Source organism: Streptomyces sp. NPDC054840 (genome assembly GCF_053611065.1).
This window is the reverse complement of record NZ_JBSGZP010000065.1, coordinates 1-17,849: the sequence shown is the minus strand read 5'-3', so window position 1 is coordinate 17,849 and position 17,849 is coordinate 1. Positions and strand designations below refer to the sequence as shown.

The window sequence follows — 17,849 nt, the reverse complement described above, 5'->3', positions numbered from 1 at the left end:
GACGAGGTCCGCAGCGGGGGCTGTCGCCCTGGTCAGGGGCTCATGGCGGGATCAGACTCCCGCGATCACCTCGGCGGCGGCGCGGCCGCAGACGCGCGAGGCGCCGTGCGTGGCGATGTGCAGGGCCCCGCGCGGCCGGGCGCGCGGCAGACCCATCTCGACCACGACCGTGTCCGGCCTGGCCTCGACCAGCGCGTCGAGGGCCTCGGTCATCCACGGGTGCCGGTGCGCGTCACGGACCACCGCGACGACGGTACGGTCCCCCGCTGCCGCCAGGACGTCCCCGGCACAGGAGCCCTGGGGGAAGACGCCCGCCTCGGTGCCCGGGAGCAGTTCGGCGAGTTCCGCCGCCACGCCCCACGGGGTCTCGTCCCCTACGGCGATGTTCGCGACGGGCGCGAGCGTGGCGACGTAGGGCCCGGTGAGCGGCTTCGCGGAACCGGTGACGAGCACGGCCCGGCGGGCGGCCGTCAGCCCGATGCCGGACGCGCGGCCCCCCTCCGGCGGCGCGTCCGGCCGGGCCATGGGGGTCCCCCCGGACGGAGTCTGGGGGAGGCTCCATGCGGCGAGCGCACGGACGCGGGCGGCGGCGTCGGCGAGGCGCTCCTCGGGCAGTGCCCCCTCGCGGACGGCCGCGACCAGCGCGTCACGCAGCCGCAGGACGGTGGCTTCGTCGGCGAGTCCGCCGCCGACACAGATGGCGTCGGCGCCGGCCGCGATCGCCAGGACCGAGCCGCGCTCGATCCCGTACGTGCCGGCGATGGCGTGCATCTCCATGCCGTCGGTGACGATGAGGCCCTCGTAGCCGAGCTCCCCCCGCAGCAGACCGGTCAGGATCTGCGGGCTGAGCGTGGCCGGGCGGGTCGGGTCGAGGGCGGGCACCAGGATGTGCGCGCTCATCACGGCCTTGGTACCGGCCTCGATCGCCGCCTTGAAGGGAACGAGTTCGCGGGCCTGGAGGGTGCCCAGGTCCACGTCGATGCGCGGCAGGGCGTGGTGCGAGTCCACGTTGGTGTCGCCGTGGCCCGGGAAGTGCTTGGTGCAGGCGGCCACGCCGGCGGCCTGGAGACCCTGGACGTAGGCGGCCGTGTGCCGGGCGGCGAGGTGGGTGTCGGCGCCGAAGGACCGTACGCCGATCACCGGGTTGTCCGGGTTGGAGTTGACGTCGGCGGACGGGGCCCAGTTGAGGTTGACCCCGCACTCGGCGAGCCGGCGGCCCAGCTCGCGGGCGACGCTCCGGGTCAGGTCGGTGTCGTCGACGGCGCCGAGGGCCAGGTTGCCGGGGAAGGAGGAGCCGCCCCGGACCTCCAGGCGGGTGACGTCGCCGCCCTCCTCGTCGATGGCGACCAGGACGTCGTCGCGCTCGGTACGCAGCTGCGCGGTCAGCGCGGCGAGCTGCTCGGGGGAGGCGATGTTGCGGCCGAACAGGCCGACGGCGGTGAGGCCTTCGCCGACCTGTCGGAGCAGCCAGTCGGGAGCGGTGGTGCCCTCGAAGCCGGGCTGGAGGACGGCGAGGGCGTCGCGGGTGAGCGTATCGGTGCGGTGCGCAAGGACAGTCATGGCGGCCGTTATCCCTTCACGGCGCCGGCGGTCATCCCGCCGACGGCCTTGCGCTGGAGGAAGATGAAGATGAGCAGGACCGGGACCGCGAACAGCGAGGACGCGGCCATGGTGGCGCCCCAGTCGTTGCCGAAGGCCGACATGAACTCGGTCAGCCACAGCGGCAGGGTCTGCGCGCTCTTGTCCTTGTTCAGGATCAGGACCATGGCGAACTCGTTCCAGGCCGTGATGAAGCCGAAGAGCGAGGTGGACATCAGGCCGGGGGCCAGCAGCGGGAAGATCACCTTGCGGAAGGCCTGGCCGCGGGTGCAGCCGTCGATCTGAGCCGCCTCCTCCAGGGTCACCGGGACGGCGGCGATGAAGCCGCGCAGGGTCCAGATGGTGAAGGGGAGGATCATCACGAAGTAGATCGCGGTGAGCAGCGGGAGGCTGTTCAGCATCTCGCCGTCGCGGGCGATCATGTACATCGCGATGACCATGACCTCCCAGGGGGCCATCTGGGCCATCATCACGGTGAGGACGAGGCCCTTGCGGCCCTTGAACCTCATCCGGGCGATGGCGAAGCTCGCGGCGAGGGCGACGAGCAGGGCCAGCGCGACGGCGCCGACGGTGACCAGGACGCTGTTGGTGACGTAGGTCCAGAAGTTGGAGACCCCGGTGGCCTTCGTGAAGTTGTCGAGCGTCGGGGTGAAGACGAAGACCGGGTCCTTCGTGAGCATCTGGCTCGACGGTTTGAGGGCCGAGGAGAACATCCAGTACACGGGGAAGACGAAGACCAGGGCGAGGAGGAGCGCGCCGAGGTTCTTGGCCACGGCGGCAGGGCGGACCGGCCGGCGCTTGCGGAGCTGCTGCGCGGGCTTCGGCGCGGTGGTGGTGGTGCTGCTCACTGCTCCTCCTCCTGCTTCAGGATCAGGCGGAAGTAGAAGGACATGACGACCACGAGGATCAGGATCGTCAGGACGGAGATCGCGGCGGCGAGGCCGTAGTGTGCCTGGCTCTGGCCCTCGACGTAGGCGAAGACCGGGAGGATCTCGGAGGCGCGGTCGGGGCCGCCCTTGTTCATCGCGTAGACCTGGGTGAAGGCCTTGAACACCCAGATCACTTCGAGGAACGTGGTGATGAGGAAGAACGGCTTGAGGCTCGGGAAGACGATCTTCCAGAAGGTCTGCCAGCCGTTGGCGCCGTCCATCCGGGCGGCCTCGTACAGCTCGGCGCCGACCGTGGTCAGTCCGGCGTACATGTTGAGGGCGACGAACGGGATGGAGCCCCAGACCACCAGGACGGTGACGATCGTCAGGGTCGAGAGGCCCGTCTGCATCCAGTTGTGCTGTTCGTATCCGGCGAAGCCGGCGCTGCGCATCACCCAGTTCATGACGCCGAACTGCTCGTCGAACAGCCATTTGAAGACCTGCACGGAGGCGACGATCGGCATGGCCCAGGCCATCACCAGCGCCATCGACAGGACCAGCCGCATCTTCTTGCCGAGCCGGTTCAGCAGGATGCCGATGAGGCTGCCGAGCACCATGATCAGTACGACGTTGGCCGCGGTGAAGGCGAAGCTTCGGACGACCACGGTCCAGAAGCCCGCGTCACCGATCAGCTCGGTGTAGTTGGAGAGCCCCGCGAAGGGGTACTTCCGCTGGATGAACTCGATCTTGTTGATGTCCTGGAAGGACAGGATCACGTTCTTGATCAGCGGGTACAGCAGCAGTGTCGCGAGGGCGAGCACCGCCGGCGCGACCAACAGGTAGGGCAGCCACCCCGAGGGGAGCGACTTTCTGCCCCCGCGAGGAGACGTGGGACCGGGACCGGTCGGGGACGCGGTCCTCTCGGGCCGTCCGGCGGGCTTGTGTGGTGCGTCCTGTGGAGCGGCGGTCATCGCTCCCTGGGAGTGCACGGTCATGGCGTGGCTTCCTCGCGGTTGACTGTGGAGTCAAATGCGCGACCGGGGGCACGGCATGCGGCAGGGCGCCTGCCGTGCCCCCGGTGCGATCACACTGCTGGGTGGTGCGGGAACTGCGGGGTGGGGCTACTTGTTGATGCGGCTCGCGATTTCCTTGTCCGCGTCCGCGCCCGCCTTGGCGGCGTCCTCACCGTTCAGGACCTTGGTCATGAACTCCTTGATGGGGTTCGGCTCGGTCTCGACGTTCGCCCAGCCCGCGGTGACCGGGGTGATCTTGCCGTTGACTCCGGCCTTGCCCATGGCCTCGGCGAAGGAGCCGGCGGCCGGGGTGAAGTTCGCACCGGCCTGGTTCGGCAGCAGGGCGCCCTTGGTCTCCGCGGCGTACTTGGTCATCTGGTCCTTGCCTGCGGCGAGGGCCAGCCACTCCTTGGCGAGCTCCTTGTTCTTGGAGCGCTCGGCGACCGCGAGGTTCGAGCCGCCGAGGAAGACGGTGCCGGTCTTGTCCGCGGTCTTGCCCGGGATCGGGAAGTAGCCGAAGTCGGCCTCCTTGCCCGCCTCCTTCAGGGCCTTCTCGGCCCCGCCGGCCTCCCAGCCGAGACCGATCCAGGAGGCGACGCCGCCCTTGGGAACGATGTCGGTGGACTGCTGCGGGCTGGCCTCGTCCTTGTCCTTGGGGGCGGTGGAGAAGGACTGGAGCTTCTTGTAGAACTCCGCGGCGGAAGCGGCCTGCGGGGTACCCAGCCCGCCCTTCCACTTGGCGCCGTCCTTGACGGCGAGGTCGCCGCCCTCGTCCCAGATGAAGCCGGCGAGGACGTACCAGCTCTGGCCGGGCAGGTAGATCGGCTGCGAGGCCGGGTCGGCCGCCTTCAGCTTCTCCAGACCGGCGATCCACTCGTCGCGGGTCTTCGGCGGGGTGACGCCGGCCTTCTCGTAGGCCTTCTTGTCGTAGACGACGACGCGGTTGGCGGCGTACCACGGAGCGGAGTAGAGCTTGCCGTCGATCTCGGCCGAGGCGAGCATGCTCTTCTGCCAGGCGTCGGCGCCGAGCGCGGCCTTGTCCTTGGTCAGGTCGGCGAGCCCGCCGGTGACCGCGTAGCCGGCGGTCTGCGTGTTGCCGAGCTCCAGGACGTCCGGCGGGGTGTTCTCGGAGAGGGCCGTGGTGACCTTCTCCTGGATGCCGGTCCACTTCTGCTCTTCGACCTTGACCGTGACACCGGGGTGCTTGGCCGAGAACTCCTTGTTGACCTCGTCGATCCAGGCCTTGGGAGCGGAGCCGTCCATCACCCAGACGGTGATCTCCTTGGCGCCACCCGCGTCGGTCTTCGCCTTGTCGTCGCCGCCGTTGCCGCACGCCGCGACTCCGACCATCATGCCCGCGACACTGACCGCCGCGATGAGCTTGCGCTTCACGCCACCCTCCTCAGGGATGCCTGCCTGCACTTCCCTCGCCCGCCGCGGTGACATACGCGAAGTACTGCCGTGGGGCCGGGATCTGATCCATATTGGTTTAGACCAGTAGCTGGAGCTTGGCCTAGACCTTTAGGGGTGTCAAGGGTCTAATGAGCGGGTGCCCGGTCCGTTATCGGACCGACACCTGGGGAGAGAGAAGGCCTGTCCCCCCACTCGTGTCACGATGTGACCGCACATATCGGAGGAGCCGGTGACGGCAGCGAAACTGGAGTCGGGAAGGCGGGCGGCGATGGCCACCGAAGGGGCGACCACGGAGCCGGACGGCGGGGCAGCCACCCGCACGGCACGTGTTCCCAAGTACTACCGACTCAAGCGGCACTTGCTCGACATGACCGAGACACTGCCGCCCGGCACCCCGGTGCCGCCGGAGCGCACGCTCGCGGCCGAATTCGACACCTCGCGGACCACCGTCCGGCAGGCCCTCCAGGAACTGGTCGTGGAGGGGCGACTGGAGCGGATCCAGGGCAAAGGCACCTTCGTCGCCAAGCCCAAGGTCTCCCAGGCACTGCAACTGACCTCGTACACGGAGGACATGCGGGCCCAGGGTCTGGAACCGACGTCCCAGCTCCTCGACATCGGCTACGTGACGGCCGACGACACCCTCGCCGGGCTGCTCAAGATCACCACCGGTGGACGGGTGCTGCGCATCGAGCGGCTGCGCCTGGCCAGCGGTGAGCCGATGGCCATCGAGACCACGCACCTGTCGGCCAAGCGCTTCCCCGCGCTGCGGCGTTCGCTCGCGAAGTACACCTCCCTCTACACCGCTCTCGCCGAGGTGTACGACGTGCACCTGGCCGAGGCCGAGGAGACCATCGAGACCTCGCTGGCCACCCCGCGCGAGGCCGGCCTGCTCGGCACCGACGTCGGGCTGCCGATGCTGATGCTCTCCCGGCATTCCCTGGACGCCGACGGCGAACCGGTGGAGTGGGTGCGGTCGGTGTACCGCGGCGACCGGTACAAGTTCGTCGCCAGGCTCAAGCGTCCCGCCGTCTGACCCCGCCCGTTCGACCCCCTCCGCCCCCGCCCGACCTGGCCCGTCCGACCCCGTGTCCCTCATTTCTTCACATGCCGGAATACGGACGGGGTCTTACGTTCGGCGGGCAATCCCCCGTAGATTCCCTGCGCTTACGCAGTGATCGACGAGGGGACGAGGTCATGCCTGAACCGGAAGCAACAGGGACAGAACGGGACGCGGCGAGTCCGGGCGGTACGTCGGGCTCGCCTTCTCCCAGGTCCATCGCCGCGTGGGTGCTCGTCGGACTCGTCGGTGCCATCGGCTGGGGCGTGATGGCGCTGTCACGCGGCGAGGAGATCTCCGCCGCCTGGCTCCTCGCCGCCGCGCTGGGCTCGTACGCGATCGCCTACCGCTTCTACGCGCGCTTCATCGCGGACCGCGTGCTGAAGGTGGACGCCACCCGGGCCACCCCCGCCGAACGCCTCGACAACGGTGTCGACTTCCACCCCACCGACCGCCGGGTGCTCTTCGGTCACCACTTCGCGGCCGTCGCCGGGGCCGGCCCGCTCGTCGGACCCGTGCTCGCCGCGCAGATGGGCTATCTGCCGGGCACCATCTGGATCGTCGCCGGCGTCATCTTCGCCGGGGCCGTCCAGGACATGGTCACGCTGTTCTTCTCCACCCGCCGCGACGGGCGTTCGCTCGGTCAGATGGCCCGGGACGAGATCGGCCCCGTCGGCGGGGCCGCCGCCCTGATCGCCGTGTTCGCCATCATGATCATCCTGTTGGCGGTCCTGGCCCTGGTCATCGTCAATGCCCTGGCGCACTCGCCCTGGGGCGTCTTCTCCATCGGCATGACCATCCCGATCGCCGTCTTCATGGGTTTCTACCTGCGCGTCCTGCGGCCGGGCCGGGTCACCGAGGTCTCCGTCATCGGCGTCGCACTGCTGCTGCTCGCCATCGTCGCGGGCGGCTGGGTCGCCGAGTCCTCCTTCGCGGACACCTTCACCCTGGAGAAGGAGACCCTGGTCATCTGGATGGTGGTGTACGGCTTCCTGGCATCGGTGCTTCCGGTGTGGATGCTGCTCGCACCCCGCGACTACCTCTCCACCTTCATGAAGGTCGGCACCATCGCCCTCCTCGCCATCGGCGTGGTCGTCGCGATGCCCACCCTGAAGATGCCCTCGGTCACCGACTTCGCGGCCCGCGGCGACGGACCGGTCTTCGCCGGGTCGATGTTCCCCTTCGTCTTCATCACCATCGCGTGCGGCGCGCTCTCCGGCTTCCATGCCCTGGTCTCCTCGGGAACCACCCCGAAGATGATCCAGAAGGAGACCCAGGTCCGCATGATCGGCTACGGCGCCATGCTGACCGAGTCCTTCGTCGCCGTCATGGCGATCATCGCGGCCTGCATCATCGAGCCCGGCCTCTTCTTCGCCGTCAACTCCCCCGGCGGGGTCATCGGCACCACGGTCGAGTCCGCCTCCCAGGCGGTGACCAACTTCGGTTTCGCGATCTCCCCCGAGGCGCTCGCCCAGGCCGCCAAGGACGTCGAGGAAGCCAGTCTGCTCTCGCGCACGGGCGGCGCGCCGACCTTCGCACTCGGAATGTCGGAGATCTTCTCCGCCGTGGTCGGCGGCGCCGGCATGAAGGCGTTCTGGTATCACTTCGCCATCATGTTCGAGGCGCTCTTCATCCTGACGACGCTCGACGCGGGCACCCGCGTGGGCCGGTTCATGCTCCAGGACACCCTCGGCAACGTGCACAAGTCCTTCAAGGACGTCAGCTGGAAGCCCGGCGTGTGGTTCGCGAGCGCGATCGTCGTGGCCGGCTGGGGCTACTTCCTGTGGGTCGGCATCAAGGACCCGCTCGGCGGCATCAACCAGCTCTTCCCGCTCTTCGGCATCGCCAACCAGCTGCTCGCCGCGGTCGCGCTGGCCGTCTGCACCACGCTGCTGATCAAGTCCGGCCGGCTCAAGTGGGCCTGGGTGACGGGCGTTCCGCTGGTCTGGGACGCCACGGTGACCCTCACCGCGAGCTACCAGAAGATCTTCTCCGACGACGTGAAGGTCGGCTTCTTCGCCCAGCGCGACAAGTACCAGGCCGGAATCGACGCCGACAAGGTCCTGGCGCCCGCCAAGAACATGGACGACATGCACACCGTGGTCACCAACGCCACGGTCGACGGCGTCCTGTGCGCCCTCTTCGCCCTCCTGATCATCGTGGTCCTCGCGGACGCGGCCAGGACCTGCCTCAAGGCCGTCCGCGACCCGGGGTCGGCGACCCTCTCCGAGACCCCGTGGACCGAGTCGAAGATCGTCGCCCCGGCCGGGCTGATCGCGACCGCCGGGGAGCGGGCGGAGCTCGCCGCGGCGGGTCCGGACGCGGGCGGCGGACACGTCAAGGAGCCGGTGGCGTGAGCACCGTACGGAGCGTGCTGGCCAGGGCCAGGTTCTACGTACGGGAGTTCTCCGGGGAGGCCGCGTACGACCGGTACGTGGCCCACGCCCGCACCCACGACCCGGACGCGGAGGTCCTGACCCGCCGCGCCTTCGAACGCGCCCGTACGGACGCCCGCGAGGCGGACCCCCGCGAGGGCTTCCGCTGCTGCTGACGCGCACGAAGGGCCCCGCCACCTGAGGCAGCGGGGCCCTTCGGCATTCCTCAGCGCACCCAGTCCTTGAGGGGCTCGGTCGGGAAGGAGAACCCGACGGGCTCAGGCAGCTCGACGTCCTTGCCGAAGGGGATGGTGCGCACCGTCTCGTACAGCCTCCCGTCGGGATCGCTGTGGACATGCACCAGGCAGTTGTCCCGGTCGATGAGGAGGTAGACGGGGATGCCTGTCGCCGCGTACGCGGGCGGCTTCGCCTTACGGTCGCGTTCGTCGGTGCCGGAGTCGTACGACGTAACCTCGACGACCATCAGGACAGGAGCCGGGTCGGCCCATTCCCCCTGCCCTTCGAATGCGCCATCCGGGGCGAGGGAGGCATCCGGGCGCGCCCGGCCCGAACGGTACTGCTCGACCTTCAGGCCGCGTTCCACGTGGAGCCAGACCTCGGGCCGGAGCTGCATACAGATGCGGGACAGCCACACAACGATCCGGTCCTGATCCCCATCAGGCACCGCCTTGACCCCCAGCTTCCCGTCGATGAATTCCAACCGCAGCCCCTCCACCTCTCTGGCGCCTATACGCGCGAGGGTCTCGAACTCCTCGGTCAGCATGTGGGGGCGGTCGGTCATCACGGTCATGCCTCGCTCACCTTCCTCGACGGTGCCGTCTCCGACGATGGCGCCGCCCCCCAACACCCGTCCTGCACACTCGACCGCATGGACACGGTGATCAGGGCGGTGCGGCCCGCCGAGTACGCGGAGCTGGGTGCGATCACGGCGCAGGCCTACCTCGCCGACGGGCATCTGGACTCCAACGAGGACGACCACTACGCGAACGTGCTGCGCGACGTGGCCGGCCGGGCCGCCGGGGGCGAGGTGCTCGTCGCCGTGCGGGACGGTCGGTTGCTGGGCGGTGTGACCTTCGCCCCTCCGGGCAGTCCGCTCGCCGACATCGCCGCCCCGGACGAGGCGGAGTTCCGCATGCTCGCGGTGGCCCACGCGGCGCGGGGCCAGGGCGCCGGCGAGGCTCTGGTGCGGGCCTGCATCGAGCGGGCGACGGCCCTGGAGGGTGTGACCGGCCTGGTTCTCTCCACCCAGCGCAGCATGGCCGGGGCCCACCGGATCTACGCGCGACTGGGCTTCGTACGCACTCCGGAGCGGGACTGGGCGCCGATCGAAGGCCTGACACTCCTCACTTACCGGCTCAAGCTGTAGCCACGTCGACACTACATGTGGGGGTTACCGCAGAGGGCCGCCCCCACATGTATGCTCATGCCTGCTGTCGCCGCAGGGGAATCCGGTGCGAATCCGGAACTGTCCCGCAACGGTATGAAGTGTCCGGCTACCGGACACCAAGTCCGATGACCTGCCGTCAGCGCGCCCGGCTCGACCGAACCGGGTGCCGATTCGTCCGGGCCTCGCGGTTGGGCCGGTGGACGCCATGCGGGGTACGCGTTCTCGTCGCGCCCGCGTGCGCCCGCTCGCGCCCCGCTCCGCCGATGACCGGGCCGAGCGAGGGAGAGCTCCCGCCGTGACCATCGCGCCTTCCGCACCGCGCGCCGAGTCCACTTCTGGCGACAACACCGAGGGCCCGGGGGCCACGCTGCTGCGTACCCTCACCGAACTGACGGCGGACCTCCCCGACACCGACCCCGGCCGGGTCGCCGCCTCCGCGCTGCGCGGCCGCAGCTCCGCCGCCGACGACGCCGAACTGCGCGGGCTGGCCACCGAGGCCGCCGCCGGTCTGATCTCCGAGGACCCGGCCTACTCCCGGCTCGCCGCCCGCCTGCTGACGCTGGCCGTGCGCGACGAGGCCGCGAGCCAGGGCTCCACCTCCTTCTCGGCCTCCGTCGAGGTCGGCCACCGCGAGGGCCTCATCGCCGACCGCACGGCCGAGTTCGTCCGTGCCCACGCGAGCCGGCTCGACTCGCTCGTCGAGCTGACCCTCGCCGAGGGCGCCGACGACCGCTTCGGCTTCTTCGGACTGCGCACGCTGCACAGCCGCTACCTGCTGCGCCACCCGATCACCCGTCAGGTCATCGAGACCCCGCAGTACTTCATGCTGCGCGTGGCCTGCGGTCTGGCCGCCGACGACAGCGTCCAGGCCGTGGAGGAAGTGACCTCGCTGTACCGGCTGATGAGCCGTCTGGACTACCTGCCGTCCTCCCCGACGCTCTTCAACTCCGGTACCCGGCACCCGCAGATGTCCTCCTGCTACCTGCTGGACTCGCCGCTGGACGAGCTCGACTCGATCTACGACCGCTACCACCAGGTGGCCCGGCTCTCCAAGCACGCCGGCGGCATCGGCCTCTCGTACTCCCGCATCCGCGCCCGCGGTTCGCTGATCCGCGGCACCAACGGCCACTCCAACGGCATCGTGCCGTTCCTGAAGACCCTCGACGCCTCCGTCGCCGCCGTGAACCAGGGTGGCCGCCGCAAGGGCGCCGCCGCCGTCTACCTGGAGACCTGGCACGCGGACATCGAGGAGTTCCTGGAGCTCCGCGACAACACCGGCGAGGACCAGCGCCGTACGCACAACCTGAACCTCGCCCACTGGGTGCCGGACGAGTTCATGCGCCGCGTGAACGCCGACGCCGAGTGGTCGCTGTTCTCCCCGGCCGACGTGCCCGAGCTGGTGGACCTGTGGGGCGACGCGTTCGACGCCGCCTACCGCAAGGCCGAGGCGGACGGCCTGGCCCGCAAGACCATGCCCGCCCGCGACCTGTACGGCCGGATGATGCGCACCCTGGCGCAGACCGGCCAGGGCTGGATGACCTTCAAGGACGCCTCCAACCGCACGGCGAACCAGACCGCCGAGCCGGGCACCGTCGTGCACTCCTCGAACCTGTGCACCGAGATCATCGAGGTCACCGACGACGGCGAGACGGCCGTCTGCAACCTCGGCTCGGTCAACCTGGGCGCGTTCGTCATCGACACGGCCGACGGTCGCGACATCGACTGGGAGCGGATCGACGAGACGGTCCGCACCGCGGTGACCTTCCTCGACCGCGTGGTGGACATCAACTTCTACCCGACCGAGCAGGCCGGCCGCTCCAACGCCCGCTGGCGTCCGGTGGGCCTGGGCGCGATGGGCCTCCAGGACGTCTTCTTCCAGCTGAAGCTGCCCTTCGACTCCCCCGAGGCGAAGGCCCTGTCCACCAAGCTCTCCGAGCGCATCATGCTGGCCGCGTACGAGGCCTCCTGCGACCTCGCCGAGCGCAGCGGCCCGCTGCCGGCCTGGGAGCAGACCCGTACCGCCCGTGGTGTCCTGCACCCGGACCACTACGACGTCGAGCTGAACTGGCCGGAGCGCTGGGACGCACTGCGCGCCCGCGTCGCGACGTCCGGCATGCGCAACTCGCTGCTGCTGGCCATCGCGCCGACGGCGACGATCGCCTCGATCGCCGGCGTGTACGAGTGCATCGAGCCGCAGGTCTCCAACCTGTTCAAGCGCGAGACGCTCAGCGGTGAGTTCCTCCAGGTGAACGGCTACCTGGTGGAGGAGCTGAAGCAGCTCGGCGTATGGGACGCACAGACCCGCGAGGCGCTGCGCGACTCCTCCGGCTCGGTCCAGGGCTTCGGCTGGATCCCGGCCGAGGTCCGCGAGCTGTACCGCACGGCGTGGGAGATCCCGCAGCGCGGTCTGATCGACATGGCGGCGGCCCGTACGCCGTTCCTGGACCAGTCGCAGTCGCTGAACCTGTTCCTGGAGACGCCCACCATCGGCAAGCTCAGCTCGATGTACGCGTACGCCTGGAAGCAGGGCCTGAAGACCACCTACTACCTGCGCTCGCGCCCGGCGACGAGGATCGCCCGCGCCGCGCAGGCGGCCACCCCCGTCGAGCTGCCGCAGGCGGTGGCCGACGCCGAGGCGCTGGCCTGCTCCCTTGAGAACCCCGAGTCCTGCGAGGCCTGCCAGTAATGAGCTCCAACGACCAGAAGAACCTCCTGGACCCGGGCTTCGAGCTCACGCTCCGCCCGATGCGGTACCCGGACTTCTACGAGCGCTACCGGGACGCGATCAAGAACACCTGGACCGTCGAGGAGGTCGACCTCCACTCGGACGTCGCGGACCTCGCGAAGCTGACGCCCGGTGAGCAGCACATGATCGGCCGGCTGGTCGCCTTCTTCGCGACGGGCGACTCGATCGTCTCGAACAACCTGGTGCTGACGCTCTACAAGCACATCAACTCCCCGGAGGCGCGCCTGTACCTGTCGCGCCAGCTGTTCGAGGAGGCCGTGCACGTCCAGTTCTACCTGACGCTGCTCGACACCTACCTGCCCGACCCGGACGACCGCGCGGCCGCCTTCGACGCGGTCGAGGAGATCCCCTCCATCCGCGAGAAGGCGCAGTTCTGCTTCAAGTGGATCAACGAGGTCGAGAAGCTGGACCGGCTGGAGACGCAGGCCGACCGCCGCCGCTTCCTGCTGAACCTGATCTGCTTCGCCGCGTGCATCGAGGGCCTGTTCTTCTACGGCGCCTTCGCGTACGTGTACTGGTTCCGCTCGCGCGGTCTGCTGCACGGCCTGGCCACCGGTACCAACTGGGTGTTCCGTGACGAGACCATGCACATGAACTTCGCTTTCGAGGTCGTGGACACGGTCCGCAAGGAGGAGCCGGAGCTCTTCGACGACGCTCTCCAGCAGCAGGTCACCGACATGCTCAAGGAGGCCGTGGAGGCGGAGCTGCAGTTCGGCCGGGACCTGTGCGGTGACGGCCTGCCGGGCATGAACACCGAGTCGATGCGCGAGTACCTGGAGTGCGTCGCGGACCAGCGCCTGGTCCGTCTCGGGTTCCCGCCGGTGTACGGCTCGCAGAACCCGTTCTCCTTCATGGAGCTGCAGGGTGTGCAGGAGCTGACGAACTTCTTCGAGCGCCGCCCGTCGGCCTACCAGGTCGCGGTCGAGGGCACGGTCGACCTGGACGAGGACTTCTAGGAGTTCCAGGAGTTCCAGGGGAGTGACCGACCGGGGAGCCGGGATGCGGAGGTTTCCGTGTCCCGGCTTCTCGCGTTCCCCGGTGTTCAGTGGGCGATGGGGCCCCAGTACCGCCGGGCGGAGGGCCGCAGGGCGCGCCGGCGCGGGGTGGGCGGGAGGCCGCCCGCGCGCTGGCGGGGCAGCCACACCAGGCGGGTGGCGACGGCCCGGATCTGCTGGTCGATCCGCCGGTCGCGCAGGATCCCGTAGAGGCCGGGCGCGAGCACGAGGGCGGCGATGGCGAGGACGGCGAGGTAGTTCACGAAGGTGGTCATAGCTCCACTGTCCGCCTGATCGCCCATGATCGACAGTGGCAGTACTGTCATAGAAGGCCGAATTACTGCCACACTGGGGTCATGCTGACCAACGTGGCCGTGGCCCTCGTCGACGGAGTCGCCCCCTTCGAGCTGGGGATCTTCTGCGAGGTGTTCGGAATCGATCGCAGTGACATGGGCGTACCGGTGTACGACTTCGCCGTGTGCGCGGCGGAGGAGGGGCCGCTGACCGTGGGCGGGGGCGCCTTCGGCATCACCCCCGCGCACGGCCTGGAGCGCCTGGAGGAGGCGGACCTGATCTGCCTTCCCGCCGCCGGTGACGCCGCCGTACGCATCTACCCCGAGGCCCTGCTCGCGGCCCTGCGCCGGGCCGTGGACCGGGGTGCGCGGGTCCTCAGCGTCTGCAGCGGGGCCTACGTCCTCGGCGCCGCCGGGCTGCTGGACGGCCGCCGGTGCACCACGCACTGGATGCACGCCGCGGCCCTGACCCGCCGCTTCCCGCGGGCGGTCGTCGACCCGGACGTGCTCTACGTCGACGAGGGCCCGGTGATCACCGCCGCCGGCACGGCCTCGGGCATCGACGCGTGCCTGCACCTGGTCCGCCAGGAGCACGGGGCCGAGGTGGCCAACATCATCGCGCGCCGGATGGTCGTACCGCCGCACCGGGACGGCGGGCAGGCCCAGTTCATCCAGCGGCCCCTGCCGCGCACGGCCTGCGACACGGTGGGTGAGGTGATCGAGTGGATGGCCCGCCACCTGGCCGAGGAGATCACCGTCGAGCAGCTCGCGGAGCGGGCGCACATGTCCCCGCGGACCTTCGCCCGCCGCTTCCTCCAGGAGACCGGCACCACCCCGTACAAATGGGTGCTGCGCCAGCGCGTCCTGCTGGCGCAGGAGCTGCTGGAGTCGACCGGTGAGACGGTGGACGCGATCGCCGGCCGCTGCGGCTTCGGCAACGCGGCCGCCCTGCGCCACCACTTCCTGCGGACCCTGGGGACCACGCCGAACTCGTTCCGGCGCGCCTTCCGGGGCCCGCAGGCCGCCTGAGCGCTGTCGTCGCGGATCAGGCGTTGGGGACGGTCTCGTAGCGCGGGGTGCCCTCGTCCATCTGCCGCAGGGCGTCCTTGCGGTCCCGCTTCGAGAGGCGGTCGATGTAGAGGTAGCCGTACAGGTGGTCGGTCTCGTGCTGCAGGCAGCGGGCGAAGTAGCCGGTGCCGCGCACCTTGATCGGGTTGCCCTGCGCGTCCTGGCCCTCGACCTCGGCGTAGTCCGGGCGGGCCAGCGAGGCGTACGCCGTCGGGACCGACAGGCAGCCCTCGTTCGAGTCGTCCAGCACGCGCGCGGCGGCCGGCAGCTCGATCAGCTTCGGGTTGACCACGACACCGGTGTGCCGCTTGCCGTCGTCGTCCGGGCAGTCGTAGACGAAGACCTTGGCGTCCACGCCGATCTGGTTCGCGGCCAGGCCCACGCCCTCCGCGGCCTTCTGGCTGGCGAACATGTCGTCGATCAGCTGCGCCAGCTCGTCGCCGAACTCGGTGACGTCCTTGCACTCCCGGTGCAGGACCGGGTTGCCGACCACCGTGATCGGACGGGCCGTGCCGCGCTGACGGTGGGCGAGCTCGCGCGCCTCACAGTCCTCGGTGTCCACGACGTACCCGTCGTTCACGCTCTCGACAACCTCGTTCTCCTGCTGCGCCATGTCCGCCGTACGCCTTCCGTAAGTCCCGGTCACCGATGGTCGTGGTGGCCACCGATGTGCCCGTACAGCCTACGGCCCCGGGTCAGCAGACTTCTTCGAGATCCCGCCACTCCCTGGTGCCCGGGCTGTCAGCGACCCAGCCGTCGAGCAGTCCGCGCACCAGACCGGCCGGTGCCGCGATCCCGCATTCGCGCTCGGGGACCCACAGGGAGCCCGAGCCTGCCGTACGGTGCCCGAGCGGTCCGGGGTGGCCGGGCTCGCTGTGGTCGTGCGGATCGAGGTGCTGTTCACCGTCGCCCTCGTCGCTCGGCATCTCGCTCTCCGAGCAGGTCCGGCACAGCAGCCGCACCGACGAGGACCAGTCCTCGGCCGCGAATCCGGCATCCGAGGCCAGCTGCTCCAGCGCGTCGCGGTCCGCCTCGGTGGCCGCCTCCAGCAGCACCACCCAGGTCGGCACCGGGGACGGCGCCCACAGCTCGATCTCGTCGAACACGGGGTACGAGGGGCCGGCCGCGGTCACCCGCTCTCCGTGCGGGACCCCGTCGTGGAGCACGACCTCGCCCCAGCGGCGCCCCGAGGAGGGCAGCGGGATCGACAGGACCTCCAGCCGGGCCGGGTCCAGCCTGCGGCCCCAGACCACCTCGGCCTCGCCCTCGGGCGACAGCCGTACCGCGGCGCTGCCGAGTTCCATGCCGACCGGCTCGCCCGCCCCGGCCGCGTCTCCGGGCACCTTCAGCCCGTACGCCTGCCAGGCCCGCCGGGCCAGCGGCCAGTCCTGCAGCGCGGTGGCGGCGATCCCGACGTTCCACCAGTCCGGGGCGCCGGTCTCCCGGTCCAGCAGGGCCACGGCGCGCAGCCCGGCGGCCCGCGCCTGCTCCCAGTCGTGCCGGAACTTGTGCAGCAGGGCCAGATTGAACCAGGACTCCGACAGCCAGGGCTCCAGGTCCGCCGCTCTCGTCAGGAGCGCGCCCGCGTCCTCGTACCGCCCGTCGCCGATCAGCGTGAACGCGCGGTCGGTGGCCTGCCGCCACGAGGCGGAGGGCCGATGCCGTACCTTCCCGAAGATCCTCACGATTCCCGCCTGCCTGGGGGCACCTCCCAGCGGTCGCTGGAAACAACGGTGCAGCCTTGCGGACACTCCTACGGTCCCTCTTACTGGCATCCAACCATGCCCACTCGGACGGCCGCTCATTACCCATGGGTTACCCAGGTGGGGCGGGCACCACTCTGTCACGTCCACCCCTGGCCAGAACCCTTGCCAGGCACTCCACGACCTCCGGCTGGTAATCGTGCCCGGTGCCCAGGCGGAGCCGCTCCAGGGCGGCCAGTGAGCCACCCGGGTGACGGCTCCCGCCGACCAGATCGTCGTACGCATTCACCGTACGCACGATCCGGGCCGCCCTGGGCTGTTCCCGGTACGGATCCGCCTGCCGCTCCACCACCACGGCGACCTCGGCGGGCACCCCGGTCTGCCGGGCCACCTCCCCGCCCAGCTCGGCGATCCGGCGGGCCTCGGCGCCCGGCAGCCCGGCCGTGGCCCCGTCCGGGACCGGGTCGACGAGGGAGAGCTGCCCGATGTCGTGCATCAGGGCGGCGTACTCCAGCACCGTGAGCTCCCGCTCCGACAGGCCCAGCTCCCGGCCGACGGCGCAGCTCAGCGCGGCCACCCGGCGGGAGTGGCCCGGTCGGGTGCAGCCGGCAATCTCGGTGGCGCGGGCCAGGGAGGTGATGGTCTGCCGGTAGGTGGTGCGGATCGCGGTGATCCGGTGGAAGGACAGCTGGGTCAGCAGCAGGGGCACGCTGAGGACGGGCAGGGCCCACAGGCCCGCGACGGCCGTGCCGAGCGCCATCACGACCCCGGTGGCGCAGATCGCCGAGCCGATGCCGAGCTGGGCGCGCAGTTCGTCGCGCAGCACCGGCCCGTACGGCCGGCCGGTCCGGGCCCCGGCGAGCACGGCGGCGAGCACGGCGTCGCACAGGGCGGTGAGGCCGAGCAGGAGGAGCAGGAAGCCGACGAGGTACGGGCCCTGGCCCACCCGCTGCTCCAGCCGGCCCGAGTTGTGGAGCGGCTGGAAACAGGCGGCGGCGAAGGCGACCGTGAGCACCCGGCGGGACAGGTGGTCGAGGGCGGGACCGTGGCCGCGGGCGATGTGCGGGACGATCCCGGCGAGGACGGCCGCGACGACGACGGCGACGGTCTGGAGCACCCCGTGGTGGGTGGGCTGCCCGGCGTTCTGGCCGAGCAGCGCGTAGGCGAGGGCTCCGGCGGAGCCGAGCGGTGCGGGGTGCCGGCCGAGGGGCTCCTGGCGGTCCCGGCGGGCGAGCTCCCCGGCGGTGATGAGAGTGGCGAAGGCCAGGGCGGCACCGGGCTCGGCGACGCCGTTCCACAGGGTCTGGCCG

Annotated in this window: 16 protein-coding genes and 1 riboswitch; of the genes, 7 read left to right on the top strand and 9 right to left on the bottom strand. The window is 70.4% G+C overall.

What is annotated here, in order from left to right; all coding sequences use genetic code 11:
* Positions 1-51: 51 nt before the first annotated feature.
* The 4 genes from ACWGIU_RS07575 to ACWGIU_RS07560 all read right to left on the bottom strand — a co-directional run bounded on the left by ACWGIU_RS07575 (position 52) and on the right by ACWGIU_RS07560 (position 4,873).
* Positions 52-1,560 (bottom strand): glycoside hydrolase family 3 protein, encoded by a 1,509-nt coding sequence (locus ACWGIU_RS07575; RefSeq protein ID WP_453703359.1) that lies wholly within the window; start codon positions 1,558-1,560, stop codon positions 52-54.
* Between the two features lie 8 nt (positions 1,561-1,568).
* A complete protein-coding gene (locus tag ACWGIU_RS07570) occupies positions 1,569-2,447 on the bottom strand; it encodes a carbohydrate ABC transporter permease (protein ID WP_266934342.1) in 879 nt (292 codons plus the stop codon).
* The gene (locus tag ACWGIU_RS07565; protein ID WP_453703357.1) at positions 2,444-3,463 is read right to left on the bottom strand and encodes a carbohydrate ABC transporter permease; all 1,020 of its coding nucleotides are present in this window, start codon (positions 3,461-3,463) and stop codon (positions 2,444-2,446) included. Before ACWGIU_RS07565 ends, ACWGIU_RS07570 begins: the two co-directional genes overlap by 4 nt.
* 126 nt (positions 3,464-3,589) lie before the next feature.
* Positions 3,590-4,873 (bottom strand): extracellular solute-binding protein, encoded by a 1,284-nt coding sequence (locus tag ACWGIU_RS07560; protein WP_453703355.1) that lies wholly within the window; start codon positions 4,871-4,873, stop codon positions 3,590-3,592.
* A gap of 289 nt (positions 4,874-5,162) precedes the next feature.
* Between ACWGIU_RS07560 and ACWGIU_RS07555 the strand changes: the two genes are divergently transcribed.
* The 3 genes from ACWGIU_RS07555 to ACWGIU_RS07545 all read left to right on the top strand — a co-directional run bounded on the left by ACWGIU_RS07555 (position 5,163) and on the right by ACWGIU_RS07545 (position 8,502).
* Positions 5,163-5,927 carry a GntR family transcriptional regulator gene (locus tag ACWGIU_RS07555; protein WP_030709888.1) on the top strand — a complete coding sequence of 255 codons (765 nt, stop codon included), beginning with the start codon at positions 5,163-5,165 and terminating at the stop codon, positions 5,925-5,927.
* A gap of 161 nt (positions 5,928-6,088) precedes the next feature.
* The gene (locus tag ACWGIU_RS07550) at positions 6,089-8,308 is read left to right on the top strand and encodes a carbon starvation CstA family protein (RefSeq protein ID WP_453703353.1); all 2,220 of its coding nucleotides are present in this window, start codon (positions 6,089-6,091) and stop codon (positions 8,306-8,308) included.
* Positions 8,305-8,502: a YbdD/YjiX family protein gene (locus ACWGIU_RS07545; RefSeq protein WP_453703351.1), complete on the top strand. Its 198-nt coding sequence runs from the start codon at positions 8,305-8,307 to the stop codon at positions 8,500-8,502. Before ACWGIU_RS07550 ends, ACWGIU_RS07545 begins: the two co-directional genes overlap by 4 nt.
* Positions 8,503-8,552: 50 nt before the next feature.
* Here the strand turns inward: ACWGIU_RS07545 and ACWGIU_RS07540 are convergent, their stop codons facing one another.
* Positions 8,553-9,137, bottom strand: coding sequence for a Uma2 family endonuclease (locus ACWGIU_RS07540; protein ID WP_453703349.1), 585 nt, complete (start codon positions 9,135-9,137; stop codon positions 8,553-8,555).
* Between the two features lie 78 nt (positions 9,138-9,215).
* Between ACWGIU_RS07540 and ACWGIU_RS07535 the strand changes: the two genes are divergently transcribed.
* From ACWGIU_RS07535 to ACWGIU_RS07525, 3 genes are all read left to right on the top strand, one after another.
* On the top strand, positions 9,216-9,713 hold the full coding sequence (locus tag ACWGIU_RS07535; RefSeq protein ID WP_453703347.1) for a GNAT family N-acetyltransferase: 498 nt from the start codon (positions 9,216-9,218) through the stop codon (positions 9,711-9,713).
* A gap of 51 nt (positions 9,714-9,764) precedes the next feature.
* A riboswitch (cobalamin riboswitch) is annotated at positions 9,765-9,886 on the top strand.
* 143 nt (positions 9,887-10,029) lie between these two features.
* Complete coding sequence (locus tag ACWGIU_RS07530) at positions 10,030-12,420, top strand: ribonucleoside-diphosphate reductase subunit alpha (protein WP_453703345.1); 2,391 nt, start codon at positions 10,030-10,032, stop codon at positions 12,418-12,420.
* Positions 12,420-13,436 (top strand): ribonucleotide-diphosphate reductase subunit beta, encoded by a 1,017-nt coding sequence (locus ACWGIU_RS07525; RefSeq protein WP_453703343.1) that lies wholly within the window; start codon positions 12,420-12,422, stop codon positions 13,434-13,436. The genes ACWGIU_RS07530 and ACWGIU_RS07525 overlap by 1 nt, the downstream gene beginning before the upstream one ends.
* 86 nt (positions 13,437-13,522) lie before the next feature.
* Here the strand turns inward: ACWGIU_RS07525 and ACWGIU_RS07520 are convergent, their stop codons facing one another.
* The gene (locus ACWGIU_RS07520) at positions 13,523-13,750 is read right to left on the bottom strand and encodes a hypothetical protein (protein WP_453703341.1); all 228 of its coding nucleotides are present in this window, start codon (positions 13,748-13,750) and stop codon (positions 13,523-13,525) included.
* Positions 13,751-13,831: 81 nt separating this feature from the next.
* On the opposite strand from ACWGIU_RS07520, the gene ACWGIU_RS07515 reads away from it, so the two are divergent.
* Positions 13,832-14,797 (top strand): helix-turn-helix domain-containing protein, encoded by a 966-nt coding sequence (locus tag ACWGIU_RS07515; RefSeq protein ID WP_453703339.1) that lies wholly within the window; start codon positions 13,832-13,834, stop codon positions 14,795-14,797.
* A 16-nt stretch (positions 14,798-14,813) separates the two neighbouring features.
* Here ACWGIU_RS07515 and def read toward each other — a convergent pair whose 3' ends face one another.
* The 3 genes from def to ACWGIU_RS07500 all read right to left on the bottom strand — a co-directional run.
* Positions 14,814-15,449 carry a peptide deformylase gene (def, locus tag ACWGIU_RS07510; RefSeq protein WP_266380170.1) on the bottom strand — a complete coding sequence of 212 codons (636 nt, stop codon included), beginning with the start codon at positions 15,447-15,449 and terminating at the stop codon, positions 14,814-14,816.
* An 82-nt stretch (positions 15,450-15,531) separates the two neighbouring features.
* Complete coding sequence (locus ACWGIU_RS07505) at positions 15,532-16,521, bottom strand: tetratricopeptide repeat protein (protein WP_030011692.1); 990 nt, start codon at positions 16,519-16,521, stop codon at positions 15,532-15,534.
* 130 nt (positions 16,522-16,651) lie between these two features.
* Positions 16,652-17,849, bottom strand: a 1,198-nt coding sequence (locus ACWGIU_RS07500) for an HD-GYP domain-containing protein (protein WP_453703336.1), incomplete at its 5' end; no start/stop codon positions are given.